The sequence below is a fragment of the Actinomadura rudentiformis genome, assembly GCF_008923185.1.
GTDB classification, from domain to species: domain Bacteria; phylum Actinomycetota; class Actinomycetes; order Streptosporangiales; family Streptosporangiaceae; genus Spirillospora; species Spirillospora rudentiformis.
The window spans coordinates 201,827-215,906 of the sequence record NZ_WBMT01000014.1 but is presented as its reverse complement, the minus strand read 5'-3'; the positions used below and the strand labels follow the sequence as shown (position 1 = coordinate 215,906).

At 69.1% G+C, this 14,080-nt stretch carries 10 protein-coding genes; 3 read left to right on the top strand and 7 right to left on the bottom strand.

Going from position 1 to position 14,080, the window contains the following annotated elements:
- Positions 1-408 precede the first annotated feature (408 nt).
- Positions 409-1,677, top strand: coding sequence for an HNH endonuclease signature motif containing protein (locus F8566_RS28575; RefSeq protein ID WP_151564932.1), 1,269 nt, complete (start codon positions 409-411; stop codon positions 1,675-1,677).
- Positions 1,678-1,886: 209 nt separating this feature from the next.
- Here F8566_RS28575 and F8566_RS28570 read toward each other — a convergent pair whose 3' ends face one another.
- Entirely contained in the window at positions 1,887-2,159 is a 273-nt protein-coding gene (locus tag F8566_RS28570; protein ID WP_225993610.1) for a hypothetical protein, read from the bottom strand.
- A gap of 1,825 nt (positions 2,160-3,984) precedes the next feature.
- Between F8566_RS28570 and F8566_RS28560 the strand changes: the two genes are divergently transcribed.
- Positions 3,985-4,353, top strand: a complete 369-nt coding sequence (locus F8566_RS28560) for a PH domain-containing protein (protein ID WP_151564930.1) — start codon at positions 3,985-3,987, stop codon at positions 4,351-4,353.
- On the opposite strand, the gene F8566_RS28555 is transcribed toward F8566_RS28560, so the two are convergent.
- Positions 4,350-5,129 carry an SAM-dependent methyltransferase gene (locus tag F8566_RS28555; RefSeq protein WP_151564929.1) on the bottom strand — a complete coding sequence of 260 codons (780 nt, stop codon included), beginning with the start codon at positions 5,127-5,129 and terminating at the stop codon, positions 4,350-4,352. The two genes, F8566_RS28560 and F8566_RS28555, sit on opposite strands and share 4 nt — an antisense overlap.
- Positions 5,130-5,277: 148 nt before the next feature.
- On the opposite strand from F8566_RS28555, the gene F8566_RS28550 reads away from it, so the two are divergent.
- On the top strand, positions 5,278-8,079 hold the full coding sequence (locus F8566_RS28550) for an ATP-binding protein (RefSeq protein ID WP_151564928.1): 2,802 nt from the start codon (positions 5,278-5,280) through the stop codon (positions 8,077-8,079).
- Here the strand turns inward: F8566_RS28550 and F8566_RS28545 are convergent.
- The 5 genes from F8566_RS28545 to F8566_RS28525 form a co-directional block, all read right to left on the bottom strand.
- Entirely contained in the window at positions 8,043-9,320 is a 1,278-nt protein-coding gene (locus F8566_RS28545; RefSeq protein WP_151564927.1) for an ABC transporter substrate-binding protein, read from the bottom strand. The genes F8566_RS28550 and F8566_RS28545 overlap by 37 nt on opposite strands.
- Positions 9,321-9,328: 8 nt before the next feature.
- Positions 9,329-10,468: a branched-chain amino acid ABC transporter permease gene (locus F8566_RS28540; RefSeq protein ID WP_151564926.1), complete on the bottom strand. Its 1,140-nt coding sequence runs from the start codon at positions 10,466-10,468 to the stop codon at positions 9,329-9,331.
- Positions 10,465-11,352 carry a branched-chain amino acid ABC transporter permease gene (locus F8566_RS28535; protein WP_151564925.1) on the bottom strand — a complete coding sequence of 296 codons (888 nt, stop codon included), beginning with the start codon at positions 11,350-11,352 and terminating at the stop codon, positions 10,465-10,467. The genes F8566_RS28540 and F8566_RS28535 overlap by 4 nt, the downstream gene beginning before the upstream one ends.
- Positions 11,353-11,417: 65 nt before the next feature.
- Positions 11,418-13,289, bottom strand: coding sequence for an AMP-dependent synthetase/ligase (locus F8566_RS28530; protein WP_151564924.1), 1,872 nt, complete (start codon positions 13,287-13,289; stop codon positions 11,418-11,420).
- Complete coding sequence (locus F8566_RS28525; protein ID WP_192809899.1) at positions 13,286-14,071, bottom strand: ABC transporter ATP-binding protein; 786 nt, start codon at positions 14,069-14,071, stop codon at positions 13,286-13,288. The genes F8566_RS28530 and F8566_RS28525 overlap by 4 nt, the downstream gene beginning before the upstream one ends.
- Positions 14,072-14,080: the final 9 nt, after the last annotated feature.

The window sequence follows — 14,080 nt, the reverse complement described above, 5'->3', positions numbered from 1 at the left end:
AGCCGCGCGGAGCGCGGGATTTACGCAACCCCAGGTGGCCGCTCACCTTCACCTTTTGCGCAGGCCAGGCTCCCGCGACCGCAACCAACGTGACAGCAACACACAGCTAGCTGCACGGGTGCGCAAAGGGTCAATTCGACACCGCTCAACCACCCACTTGGAGCAGCCGACTTAATTGTCCGACTCACCCGCCCTCAACCACGCAGAAACCGTGGGACGGTGCCCCAATCCGACCACATAAATAACGGGCCGAATGATGTCGGCGGCCTCTGATTCGCCCTCCATGGAACGTCGAAAGCCGCCGCACAAACCACGCAAATCGACACCTGGGAACGGGTGGCCAGATACGGCCATAAATAGCTACGCAACACCTCACTAAATCACCGAACGTGACGATACAATAACAGCATGAATTCGATCGTGGCGGATCTTTCGTCCGCTTCCACCGCGCAATTGGTGGAAGCGGCAGCCGCGATCGCCACCCATCTTGCGCAACGAGCCGCGCCGGATTCGGGTTCTGCGTGCATGGAGCTGGTCGAGCAATTGGCCACCGCCATAGATCAAACCGAATACGCGCTGGCGGGTTTGATTGCGGTGGTGGACCGGACCGGTGAACCCAAGCACTCGGGTCTGCCGTCCACCCAAGCGTGGCTGCGGTGCCACCTGGGTATGCGCGAAGGCCGCGCCAAAGAACGCATCGCCCTGGCCCGGCAACTGCCCCGGCTTGAGCGGGTGAAGGCGCAGATGGCGACCGGCACCTTGTCGTATGGGTATGCCGCGACCGTCGCCGACGCCGTCCACCGGCTCAACGATGAGGACTGTGCCACCGCCGAAGACATCATGCTCCAAGCCGCAGCCGATGGCCTGTCGGCGGGGAAGGTCGCCCGGCTCGGCAGCAAGATCCATGACCTGGTCGCCGAACGCAACGGGGAAGACAAGCCGCCGGAGGATGTGCAGCGCGGCTACCAGCGGTCCTGGGTCACTGTCAGCCGGTCGCTGGACGGCGGCTGCTACCTCAAGGGGTGGCTCAACCCCGAAGACACCGCCCTCCTTGACGGCACCCTGGCACCGCTCGCCAAACCTGCTGGCAAAGACGACCGCCGCGATCTCGGTGAGCGGACCGCCGCCGCGCTGTCCGCCGTGCTGGCGGGCGGGCACAGGAACAGCCGCGTCACCGTCATCGCCAACCTGGACACCCTGACCGGTGACGACACACCGGGCTGGCTGCGCGACGGCACGCCCATCCCAGCGGCGCAGGTTCGGCGCATCGCCCTCAACGCCGGAATCTCACCCCTCCTGCTGGGCGCCGGTTACGAGCCGCTCTACCTGGGCCATGCGGTGCGGATCGCCAGCGCTGGTCAACGCCGTGTCTTGGAGACGATGTACGACACCTGCGCCGTGCAGGGCTGCGAAACACCCGGCTTCCTGTGCGAGGTCGACCACGTCGATGGGTGGGCGCTGGGCAACAGTCCCACCAACATCGACAAGCTGGCCTTGTGCTGCGGGTGGCACAACCGGTGGAAACACACCCACCCCGACCAAATACAGATCACCAAGAACGACGAGGGACGCTACCGCTACCGGGCACTACCTCCCGACGGGACCGCGAGATCCAAACCGGGCGGCGTGCCACCCGATCACGCCGACAACCCCTGGCACGACCAACACGCGGCCTGACCATTCGCACGCCCCCGCCTGTAGCCCGGCGCCCACTGCACCGGGCCTACAGCCATGCCCCCACACAGCCGCCCTTTCTCCACGGCCGCAACCGCGTCGCCCTAGGGCGTTTCAGAAGTCATAGCGGGTGGCTGGCCGGCCGGGGTAGTGGCGGCGGGCCCACTATAGGGTGAGGTCCTTGGCGATCTTGCTGGGGTCGGTGCGGAGGGTCACCTGGTGTTCGCGGTGGCGGGGTCGCGGTATTCGGTCTCGTAGCCGCCGTCTTCGAGCAGGGCCACTGAGGCGTACCAGGTGGCGTTGGGATCCGCGGGGCCGATGGTGATAAAGGTGTTGTCGGTGTCGTCCAGGTCCTGCAGCAGCATGAACAGGGCGTCTTCGGACGGGTCGTCGATGTGGTCGCCGTTCTCGGTGTTGGCGATGTAGTAGTCGGCGCCCATCGATCCCTCCGCCATCCCGGTCGGTCGCAAGGCTGAGAATCCCATGCGGACGTCGGTGGATCACAACCATGTGTGGCGAGATATCCCGTCCCGGTACGGGCCGTGGCAGACCGTCTATGAGTTGTTCGCCGCTGGCAGCGGGCTGGAGTGTGGGCCAGGCTCCGCCCTGCAGACCAGAGCGGACAGGCTGACCGACCGGCAGGTGAACGTCGATTCCACCATCTGCCGGGCCACCAGCACGCGGCCGGTGTCCGCCGTGAGGGGTATGAGTCAGAAGGAAGCGCCAGGCAGCGACACCCGAGGCGAATCGATCGAGCCCGCTGATCACCGACTCGGCCGGTCGCGCGACGGTCTGACCACCAAAATTCACCCGGCATGCGAGCGGCTCCAACTCTGATGGTGATCATCACTGCCGGGCGGCGCCGTGACGGTCCGCGCTGCTGGAAGCCATCAGCGTGCCGCGGACTGGCCCCCAGCCGTCCACGACCGGACCGAGGGCAGATAGCGCCTGCTCCACCCGCGCCTACCTGCGACGCCACGACATCAATGCACCATCACCGAACCCGTGGACGATAGCCGCCACCGTGCACATCGCCGTCATCAACCGCGCACTCACCAGCGGATCCCGCCGATCCACACCGCGCGTCGACCACGTCCGGACGTTTTCGGCGGCAACGGCTCCCAGCACGGCCCACTGTTCATCGCTCAGATCACACAAAGATCGAATTCTGAAACAGTCGCAGATGTCCCTGCGGGGACGCCCTCCAGGCGTGAAATCGGGGGTGGTTGCTGTCCGCTGACGTCGTAGATCCTTGGTGCGCAATGAGCCCGTGAACAGTCTGACGCTGGGAGCCGCACTACGGGGTCCTGCATTGTTGCCTCGAGCACGTGATTCCGCCGCGTACGTCCCCTTCCGGTTCCCGTGGACAGCGCCACCGGAATCGATCACCTGCCGCGCCAGGACAGGAGGATCTGCCGTGGAGGAGATCACCCAGGAGCAGGGCGAGTTGGTGGCGCGGGTCGCGGCGCTGGACATCGGCAAGGCCGAGTTGGTGGCCTGCGTGCGGGCGCCGGATGCGCGCGATCCGGGCAAGTGCCGCCAGCAGGTCCGCACCTTTCCCACCAGCACCGCGGCGGCCACATCTTGGGAACCGGCTGCATCCACGCCTCTCCCACCGCGCCGCCTGGGTGGAGCACGATGGCCCGCTCCCCATCATCGAGGGCAGCGTCATCGGCCTGCGGGGTGGAGCGCCTCCCCGCACCGGCGAACCCAAACCGGTGTGGCTGTGGTCCTCACGCACCGGCGCCGACCCGCGACACCCGACAAGTTGATCCCCGCCCGAGTCCGCCGAGGGTTTCGGAACATCCGCCAGAGGGCGACCCTCCGGCTGGTGCACCAAAACCCGGTCCGGACGACCACCCGGCTCCAAGAACCGCCGCCCGCACCCCACCACGACGTCGGGAAGACGATCAAACGCGAAACCACCCTCGCCGCCCGATTCGCGCAGGCGGGTTAAAGAACCAGTTAAGCCATGGCGCCAACTCAGCCAGCCGCCCACCAACCCCCACGCGCAGTGCGGCGAGGCTGCTCGCTCACGACCAGATGTGCTAAAGCCCCCGCTCACACTCGCTCGGCCGCCTGGTTCGTGCCCCAGTCCCGCGACGGCCCACCAGGCTGGGCTGAATTCGCAGGCTTCAGGTTGCTGCGGTTGTGAGCATGTGTCGCCTGGGGCTTCGAGAGGGCGTCCGGTGGCACGGGGGCAACGTGGTTGGCTGCGACTTTCATCGGTTGGACTGGAGGCTTACCAAGCTCTGGAACGTGGGGGAGGATTTGGGCGTCGGACCTGGAGACGGTGAATCGAGGGGAGTCATGGGGAATTCGATTCCGCACGACAGGTCGGGGCAGCTGAAGCAGATCGAGGGCGGGTTGCTGCCGGGGGAGCAGATCATCGCCGTGTACGACGCGGTGGGGGCGGGGACCGGGTTCATCGGGCTGACCGACCGGCGCGTGATCATTCAGGACAAGTCGTTCGTGGGGAAGCGGGTGGCGATCACGAGCGTGCCGTACTCGAAGATCAGCTCGGTGAGCGTGGTCAGTAACAAGTCGATCGCCGGGTCGTTCTTCTCCAGCGGCGCGATCGCCATCCATGTGGGCACGCAGATCTACGAGATCGAGTTTCGTGGCGAGGAGAAGACCCACCATGTGCACGACGTGATCGTGCACTACATCTCTCGTTAGGGTTTGCGGCCGACGCCTGCGAGGAGCCAGCCCGACGGGGGGTCGTACGGGCGGTCGGGGCGCCATTCGGGGGCCAGGACGAGCCCGGGCTCCACCAGGTCGAGGCCGTCGAAGAAGCCCTTGAAGCGTTCGCTGGAACGGAAGGTCAGCGAGATTCCGTAGCGTTCGGTCAGCTCGCGGTGGGTGGCCCGGTCCGCATCGGACAGGTTGTCGCTGAGGAAGTCGCAGATCACCAGGTGGCCGCCTGGGGAGAGGGCTTCGCGGAACGCGGCGACGACCGTGTCGGGGTCGTCCTCGTCGGGGATCCAGTCCAGCATCGAGATCATCAGGATGCCCACCGGACGGTCGAAGTCGATGAGCGCGGTGAGCTCGGGATGGCCGAGGATCGTCTCGGGGTGGCGCGCGTCGGCGTTGATGGCGGTCGCCCCGAGCGCCTGGAAGTGGACGACGGCCACCGGGTCGTTGTCGACGTAGACGACTTTGGCGTCCGGATCGGCCCCGAGTGCGAGGTCGTGCACGTTGCCCTTGCCCGGCAGGCCGCAGCCGATGTCGATGAACTGCCGTACTCCCGTGGCCAGGAGGTAGCGGACCGCGCGCCGCATGAACTTGCGGTTTTCGCGGGGCAGCAGGCGGGCCACGCTGTAGGCGTCGAGCGCGTCGGAGGCGGCGCTGCGGTCGGGGGCGTAGTTGTCCTTGCCGCCGAGTGAGTAGTCGTAGACGCGGGCGCTGGCAGGGCCGTCGAAGCCAAGATCTTTCAGGGGATCGCGATCGCTCATATGCCATCCCTGGGTCCGGGGCGGGGGTTGCTCCAGGGTAGTGGATCGGCCCTCCTTTGGCGTGATCGTAGAAACACGGAACGTCCGCATCTCATTTGTCAGTGGAACACCGGATGTCAGACGGGGGCGCCCTGCGGATACTGAGCCAATGGCTATCGACGGCGATGGCGGCATGGTGGGGCGCGGGGCCGAGCTGGCCCGGCTGACCGCCTTGGTCGAAGGTGTGGGGGACGGCCGCGGCGGGATGCTGGCGGTCATGGGCGAGGCGGGCATCGGCAAGTCCCGCCTGCTCGCGGAGGCGGCACGGCTGGCGCGCGAGGCGGGGCTGCTCGTGCTGACGGGACGGGCCGTGGTGGGTGGCGGCGCGTACCGGCCGCTGGCCGAGGCGCTGGTCGGCCACGTGAGCGCGGACTGCCGCAAGGGGGGCGACGAGCTGCGGCCGTACCGGGCCGCGCTGGGCCGGGTGTTCCCCGAGTGGGCGGGGGAGGAGCCGCCGTCGAGCATCGATCCCGTACTGGTGCTGGGCGAGGGCCTGGTCCGGCTTCTGGGATTGCTGAACGGTCCGCGCGGCTGCCTGCTGGTCCTGGAGGATCTTCATTGGGCGGACGGGGACACGCTCGCGGTCGTCGAATACCTGTCCGGTGTGCTGCACTCGCGCCCGGTGCTCGTCGCGGCGTCGATCCGCGATGAGGACTGCCCGCCCTGGGTCCAGAGCCGCATCGTCGAGCGTCCGGAGGTGCACACGATCCGGCTGCGGAGGCTGGACGAGGCCGACTCGATGGTGCTCGCCGAGCGGTGCGCGGGCACCGTCCCGCTGCCCGCGGCAGTGCGCGACCTGGTGGTGCGAAAGTCCGACGGCCTGCCGTTCCTGGTGGAGGAACTGGTGGCCGGGGGCATGGAGGAACGTTCGGTGCCGCCCACCCTGGCGGGCATGGTCGCTGCCAGGCTGGACGCGCTCGGGCCCGAGCAGCGGCAGGTCCTGGAGGCGGCTGCGGTCCTCGGCGACGAGCCTGACTGGACCGTTCTCGGCAAGGCGACCGGCCTTGCCGAGGACGTGGTGCTCGACGCCGCGCGGGCCGCGCAGCCGCGGTTGCTGGTGGCGGCGGGCGACGCGCTGCGTTGGCGGCACGCCCTGACGAGGGACGCCGTGCTGGAGACGGTGCCGCCGCCGGTGCGTGCGGTGCTGGCCTGCCGGTCGGCCGAGGTGCTGCTGGGCCGTGCCGGACCCGAGGATGATGTGTGTGCCGCCGAGCTCCTGGCCATCGCGGGTGAGCAGGCCCGTGCGGCGGAGGTCTTCGTACGGCTCGCCAGGCGCGACATCGCCAGGGGAGCGTTGCGTGACGCCCGTGACTTGCTGGATCGGGCGGACGGTCTCGCCTCCCCGTCATCTGCCGTCGCGATCGAACGTGTCGTCCTGCTCACCCGCCTCGGCGAGGCGGACGCGGCGCTGAAGGCCGGCGCGCGGGCGCTCGGCCGGACGACCGGAGACGAGCACGCCCGGTTGTGCCTGCGGCTGGCCGACGCGGCGATCGTCACGGGCCGGTGGGAGGAGGCCGACCGTTATCTCGAGCGCGCGGGGCGGCCCGAGGACCCGCACGCGCTCGTGCTCGCCGCCAACGCCGCGTTCGGGCCCGGACGTCTCGCCGAGGCGGCGCAGCTGGCCACGGCGGCGATCGAGCGGGCCGAGGCGGCGCACGACGGGGAGGCACTGTGCCGTGCCCTGCTCGTTCTCGGCCAGTGCGCGATCCGGCACGACGCGGAGATCGCCCGGCGCACCTACACGCGGGCGGCCCGGCTCGCCGCCGAATACGGGCTGATGTCCTGGCGCGTCACCGCCCTGAACCACCTGGCCCTGGTGGAGGTGGTCACCGGCGCCCACACGCCGGCGCTGGCGGAGGCCAGGGAGCTGGCGCTCGAGAACGGGCAGCTGGTCGACGTCATCTCCGCCGATCTCGTCCGTTCCGACCAGATGTCCACCATCGACGGGCCGCGCGCGGCGGAGGTCCCGGCGCGCGAGGCGGCCGAGCTGGCGAGCCGGTTGCGGCTGACGAGCCACCAGTCGGTCGGCGAGCTCTTCGTCGCCCTCGGGCGCGCAGCCGACGCCGACGCCGACGGCATGGAGGCGGCGCTCGACGCCGCGACCGGGCGTGCGCTGGCACCCGTCGAGGTGGCGGCGCTCGCACCGGTCATCCGCGGGTTCATCCCGCTGCTGGACCGCGACCTGGAGACGGCCGTCGCGCTCTTCGACGACGGCATGCCGATGCTGGAAGACCAGTGCCAGACCGCGCCGGTGTCGATGTGGGGCCTGTGGGCGTTGCTCCGCTCCGCTGTCGCACGGGATGACGCGAAGGTACGGGACGCGCTGCGCCACTCGGCACCGGTACTTCGGAACGTGAACCGGGGAGCGCTCCACTACGCCGATGCCATCGCCGCTGGGCGGGCCGGCCATGTGAAGCGCGCCGCAAGCCTGCTGGCGGCCGGCGACGACGCTCTGGCTCACCACCACTGGTGGCGGCGTCTGTGCAGGTCACTGGTACTGGAGGCCGCCGTGACCGATGGCTGGGGAGATCCCGTGCCCGCCCTCCGGACCGACCTGGCGGCGTTCGAGCGAACGGGGGAGATCCGGCTCGCCCGGACCACCCGCGACCTGCTCCGGTGCGCCGGAGCACCGACCCGGCGGGGCCGCGGCCGCACCCCGGTCCCGTCCGGCCTGCGCGCCGCCGGGGTGACGAGCCGCGAGATGGACGTGCTCATGCTGCTGACCGAGGGGCTCACCAACCGGCAGATCGGCGAGCGGCTCTTCCTGTCGCACCGCACCGTCGACACGCACGTCGCCAGCCTGCTCGCCAAGACCGGCACGGCGAGCAGGCTGGAACTACGCGCCCACAAGATCAGCGCTCGGCAGGCCGACCCTCAGAGCTTGCCGAAGCAGGGGGCGTCGAGCGTGTAGGCCTTCGCGGTCGGTCCGGTGAACGCCTCCTTGATGACCTTGACCCCGGTCTGCTCCTTGTCGTCCGGCTTGGCGATGAGGCTGGTGCGGACCGCACCGGTCCCGGCGTCGCCGGCGAAGTTGCCCGAACCGGTCGGCATCATGCCCTCGTAGTCGACCTGGGTGATCTGCTTCACGGCCTTCAGCAGCCCGTCGCGCGTCAGCTCCTTGTTGGCGGCGGCCTTCTGCAGCGCGGCCTTGAGCGGGTACGACCAGACCCAGCCCGAGGTGTAGCCGTCGTTGGGGTCGACCTGGCCGAGCGCCTGCCGCATGGCCTGGTGGCCGGGGGTCTGCGTCTGGAACGGTGCCCACGGGGCCGACTGCAGGTACTGGGCCTTGATCGCCGGTGCCGCCGGGCTCTTGAGCAGACCCTTGTTCCAGCTCGGGCTCGTGCCGATGTAGCGGCCCTTGTAGCCGCGGGCGGCGGCCTGCCCGATGACCGTCGCGGCGTCGGTCGGGCCGGTGGTGAGGATGACCAGGTCGGGCTTGCCCTTGACGATGGCGTCGACGGCGCGGCCCTGGTTGTCCTGGCCCTGTGGCGTCTCGATCGCGTTGAACGTCAGCTTCTGCGCGGCCGCGCCCGCCTTGGCCCCGGCCGCCGCGTCGGCGCCGTAGTCACCGGCGTAGTGGACCGCCATGACGCTCTTGGGCTTGAACGTCTCGACGGCGTAGTCGATCGCGTTCATCGACTCGATGCAGTAGCTGGCGCCGGACTCCAGGATCACGTCCTCGAAGTTCCACGCCGAGGTCCACGACGCGGGCGCCGCCACGATCTTGCTGGACTTGAGGTCCTTGATGATGGCGGCGGTGGTGGGCGAGCCCAGCGTCTGCGCCAGCGCCAGCACCTTGCCCTTGATCTCCTGGTAGACCTGGTTGTGCGTCTCCGGGTTGTACTTGTTGTCGCGGACGTACTTGGTGACGTCGATGTCGTAGCCGCCGATGCCGCCCTGCTGGTTGACCCGCTTCCAGAACGCCTTCTGCGCCTCGGTGATGGGCACGGCCAGCGTCTTGAACGGGCCGACCGTCAGGTCGGAGATGGCCCCCAGGTAGATGCAGCCGTTGTTCTTGTTCACCGCGTTCGGGCACGCGTCCTTGGTCACGCCGGGCGCGCTGCTGTCCTCGTCCCCCCGGAAGACACCGCAGCCGCTCACGCTCACGGTCAGTACGCCCGCGGTCAGCACCGCGCCGATCCTGCTTTTCATGATGGCTCCTAATAGCTGAAGGGCCAGGCCTTCCAGTAGTTGCGGATCCGGGTCCAGATCCCGAACAGGCCGCGGGGCTCGAGGATGAGGAAGATGATGATCAGGAGCCCGTACAGCACGGTCTCGACCTGGAAGACGTTCGGGGTGTCCTTGGACTCGGAGCTGATGAACGGGAGCACGCCGGGCAGTTCACGGGTGATGCGCGGCAGGAGCGTGATGAACATCGCGCCCATGATCGAGCCGCTCACCGTGGCCACCCCGCCGATCAGGATCATGGCGATGAACTGGACGGACAGCAGCAGGTTGAACGAGCCGGGGTCGAAGTACCCCGCCACGGTGTACATCAGCGCGCCCGCGACGCCCGCGTAGAACGAGGAGATCGCGAAGGCGAGCAGCTTGTATCGGCGCAGGTCCACGCCGATGATCGCGGCGGCGATGTCGCGGTCGCGGACGGCGGCGAACGCGCGGCCGACGCGCGAGCGCATGAGGTTGCGGGCGAGCACCGCGAAGAGCACCAGCATCACCAGCATGAGCAGGTAGAGCTTCTGCTCCTTGCTGTACGCCCCCGCCTCGTCCAGCCTGATCCCGAACAGCTCGGGCACCGCCGAGGGCCGCCCGACGCCGGGGCCGCCGGTCAGGCTGTCCCATTCCTTGAAGATGTGCTCGCCGAGGAACACCAGCCCCAGGGTGACGATCGCCAGGTACAACCCGCGCAGCCGGGTCGCGAGGGGCGCCACGATCACACCCGCGAGCGCCGCCGCCAGCCCCGCCAACGGCAGCCACACCAGGATGGAGGTGACGCCGAAGCCGATCACCTTGCCGTCCGGATCGCCGGAGACGGCCGCGGCCGTGTACGCGCCGATCGCCAGGAAGAACGCGTGCCCGAGCGAGATCTGGCCCGCGTACCCGGTGACGATGTTGAGCCCGATCGCCCCGATCGACGCGACGAAGCCCACCGCGAGCAGTTGCAGGATGTCGTCGGTCAGCATGAACGGCGCCAGCACGGCGATCACCAGCAGCGCGCTCAGCCAACGCCGTTTGCCGGGCGTGTCCAGCAGCGCCATGTCCTGCTTGTAGGAGGTGTGGAGCAGCGGCCGGCCCCGGGGCCGGCGCCCGCGGCGTCCTCCGCGTTCGAGCAGAGCGGTCATACCCGTTCCACCTCCGGCGTCCCGAACAGCCCGTACGGTTTCATCAGCAGCACCAGCAACATCAGCACGTACGGCGACACGACCGCGAAGTTCTGCCCGAGCCACGGCGCGAGATCGGCCTGGTAGGTGCCGACCAGCGACTCCACCAGCCCGACCGCGAGCCCGCCGGCGACCGCGCCGCCGAGCGAGTCCAGCCCGCCGAGGATGATCGCGGGCAGTGCCTTCAGGGCGATGATCCAGAGGTTCTGGTCGACGCTGGCGCCGCTGCCGACCAGCACGCCCGCCACCGCGGCCAGCCCGCCGGCCATCGCCCACGACGTCGCGAACACCGCGCCGACCGGCACGCCCTGCGCGAGCGCCGTCTCCTGGTCGAACGCGGCGGCCCGCATCGCGAGCCCGAACCGTGTGTAGCGGAAGAACGCGAACAGCGCGGCGACCATGAGCGCGGTGGTGAGCAGCATGGCCAGGTACCGCTGCTGCACCGGCACGCCGAGCAGGTTCACCGTCTGCAGGCCCCACGGGTCGCCGACCTGCCGCACGTCGAGCCCGATGAAGCCGTTGACGATGACCCGGATGACGATGTCGAGCCCGAGCGTGATGATTGCGACGACGAAGACCGGCTTGCCGACCATCGGCCGGACCGTCACCCGTTCGACGCCGAGCGCCAGCAGGGCCACCGCGAGCGCCGACAGCACCAGCGCCAGGAAGAAGTTGACCTCGGCCGCCAGATAGGTGACCAGGACCGCGCCGGCGAGCATGAACGCGGGCTGGGCGAAGCTGACCACGCGGGTGGACTTGTAGATGATCACAAAACCCAGCGCGAGCAGCGCGTAGATCGACCCGTTGCCGAGCCCGCGCGCCACGCTCTGCCAGAACTCTGTCATGCCCTCGCTCCGCGCTCTGTCATGCTCTTGTTCCGCGCTCTGTCATGCTCTCGCTCCGCTTGGTGTCACCGGGGCGACCTCCCGTACAGCTCGTCGATCAGGTCGGCGAAGACGCGCTCGATGGCGGTGCGTTTGACCTTCTGGGTGGCGGTGAGCTCGCCGTCCTCGTGGTCGAGCTCCTTGGGCAGCAGGCGGAAGTCCTTGAGCTGCTCGGGCCGGGCGAGGCCCTTGTTGACCTGGTCCACGATGCCCTGCACCAGCTCGCGCACCTCGGGCCGCTCGGACAGGTCCCGGTAGGTGGTGTAGGCGAGCCGGCGGCGCGTCGCCCACTCGCCGACGGTGTCGAGCTCGATCCCGATGAGCGCGGTGAGGTAGGCGCGGCGGTCACCGAGGACGATGGCCTCGCGGATGTACGGGGACACCTTCAGCTCGTTCTCGATCAGCGGTGCCGCCACGTTCTTGCCGCCGGAGGTGATGATGATCTCCTTCATGCGGCCGGTGATGCGCAGGTGGTCCCCGTCCCACTCGCCGACGTCACCGGTGTGCAGCCAGCCGTCCGGCTCGACGACCCGCCGGGTGGCCTCGTCGTCGCGCCAATAGCCGGCGAACACCCCGGGATGGCGGGTCAGGATCTCGCCGGTGTCCTCGTCCACCCGCAGCTCGCAGCCCGGCTGCGGCTCGCCGACCGTGCCCAGCTTGACCCGGCCGGGCCGGTTGGCCGTAGCGATCGCGGTGTTCTCGGTCATCCCGTACACCTCGTGCATGGGGACGCCGATGCCCATGAAGAACTTGAGCACCTCCGGCGCGATGGGTGCGGCCCCGGACGCCGCGTACCGTACGCGCCGCATCCCGATCCGCTCGCGCAGTGCGCGGAAGCAGAACAGCCAGCCCACCGCGTACATCAGCCGGGTGACGAGCGTGTGCTTTCCGCCGCGGCGTACGAGGGTGTCGCCGATGCGATCGGCCAGCTTGAGCCAGAAACGCGTCGTCCACCGTTTGACCGGGCTCGCCGAGCCGAGCCGGATCTCCACGCTCGCCAGGATCTTCTCCCAGATGCGCGGCACGCCGAACAGGATCGTCGGCTGCACCTCGCGCAGGTTGGCGGGGACGGTCTCGATCGACTCGGCGAAGTTGACCTGCATGCCGGAGGAGGCGTTGAACCAGACCGTGAAGATCCGTTCGGCCACATGGCAGAGCGGCAGGTACGACAGGGCGAGGTCGCGCGGCGTCGGCGGCGGCTGGGTGAAGCCGCCCTCCTCGATGAGCACCCGGATGGCGAACTCGACGTTGGTGACCGTGAGCATCGCGCCCTTGGGCGGGCCGGTGGTGCCCGACGTGTAGACCAGCACCATGACGTCGTCGGGAAGCGCCGCCGCCATACGCTCCTCGACCGCGCCTGGGAACTCGGCGCGGTGCCGCTCCCCGAGCTCGCACAGCTCGTCCCACGACATGAGCCGGGGGTCGGTGTAGTGGTTCTTGATGCCGCGGGGCTCGATGTAGACGATCCGCTCCAGGTCGGGGAGGTCGCCGGTGACCGCGAGGGCCTTGTCGACCTGCTCCTGGTCCTCGGCGATGAGGATCTTCGAACCCGAGTGCTGCAGCAGGTAACCGACCTCCGCCGCGGGGTTGGTGGGGTAGAGGCCCATCGTGGTGCCGCGGATCGCGACGGTGGCCAGGTCGCTGTAGAGCCATTCGCGCCGGTTCTCCGAATGGACCGCCACCCGGTCGCCAGGCTCGACCCCCAGCGCCAGCAGCGCGTGCGCGACGGTCAGCACGGTCTCCCAGTACGTGTGCCAGGTGACCTCCTGCCAGATGCCGAGGTCCTTCTCCCGCATCGCGACGCGGTCCGGGGTCTTCGCGGCGTGGTCGCGGACCCTCGTCGCGATCGTGGTGGTCGTCGTCGCCGGTAGTTCCGTGGCGGTCTTCAGTTCCGTCATGAGGCCTCCCCCAGATATGCCCTGATGACTTCGGGGTCGGTACGGATGTCGGTGGGGGCGCCCAGCGCGATCGGCACGCCGAAGTCGACGACCAGCACCCGGTCGGCCAGGTCCATCACCAGGCCCATGTCATGCTCGACGAGGATCATCGGGATGCCGAGCTCCTCGCGGATGTCGAGGATGTAGCGGGCCATGTCCTCGGTCTCCTCGAGGTTCATGCCGGCCACGGGCTCGTCGAGCAGCAGCAGCTTGGGCTCCTGCGCCAGCGCCCGGCCCAGCTCGACCCGCTTCTGCACGCCGTACGGCAGCAGCCCGACCGTGTGCCGGCGCCACTGCTCCAGCTCCAGGAAGTCGATGATGTCCTCGACCGCCAGCCGCGCGGCCAGCTCGGCCTTGCGCGCCCGGCCGAGCCAGGCCATCCCGGCCAGCGCGCCGTACCGCAGCTGCTGGTGGCGTCCGAGCATCAGGTTGTCGAGGACGGTGAGGTTGGCGAAGAGCTCGACGTTCTGGAACGTGCGCGCGACGCCCAGGCTCGCGATCTCGTGCGGCCGCCGCCCCAGCAGGTCGGTGCCGTCGAACGTGACCCGGCCCTCCTGGGGCCGGTAGACGCCCGAGATCACGTTGAAGATCGAGGTCTTGCCCGCGCCGTTCGGCCCGATGACGGCGAACAGCTCGTTCGGCCGGACACCGAACGAGACGCCGTCGATCGCCGTCACGCCGGCGAACGACAGCCGCACGTCGGCCAGCTCCAGGATCGGAGCACTCTCCACATCTTCCTTCACGGACGCCTC

Bases quoted from the DNA above. Each gene is read 5' to 3' on its own strand.
- F8566_RS28575 (WP_151564932.1), top strand. From the start codon at position 409: ATGAATTCGATCGTGGCGGATCTTTCGTCCGCTTCCACCGCGCAATTG.
- F8566_RS28570 (WP_225993610.1), bottom strand. From the start codon at position 2,159: ATGGGATTCTCAGCCTTGCGACCGACCGGGATGGCGGAGGGATCGATG.
- F8566_RS28560 (WP_151564930.1), top strand. From the start codon at position 3,985: ATGGGGAATTCGATTCCGCACGACAGGTCGGGGCAGCTGAAGCAGATC.
- F8566_RS28555 (WP_151564929.1), bottom strand. From the start codon at position 5,129: ATGAGCGATCGCGATCCCCTGAAAGATCTTGGCTTCGACGGCCCTGCC.
- F8566_RS28550 (WP_151564928.1), top strand. From the start codon at position 5,278: ATGGCTATCGACGGCGATGGCGGCATGGTGGGGCGCGGGGCCGAGCTG.
- F8566_RS28545 (WP_151564927.1), bottom strand. From the start codon at position 9,320: ATGAAAAGCAGGATCGGCGCGGTGCTGACCGCGGGCGTACTGACCGTG.
- F8566_RS28540 (WP_151564926.1), bottom strand. From the start codon at position 10,468: ATGACCGCTCTGCTCGAACGCGGAGGACGCCGCGGGCGCCGGCCCCGG.
- F8566_RS28535 (WP_151564925.1), bottom strand. From the start codon at position 11,352: ATGACAGAGTTCTGGCAGAGCGTGGCGCGCGGGCTCGGCAACGGGTCG.
- F8566_RS28530 (WP_151564924.1), bottom strand. From the start codon at position 13,289: ATGACGGAACTGAAGACCGCCACGGAACTACCGGCGACGACGACCACC.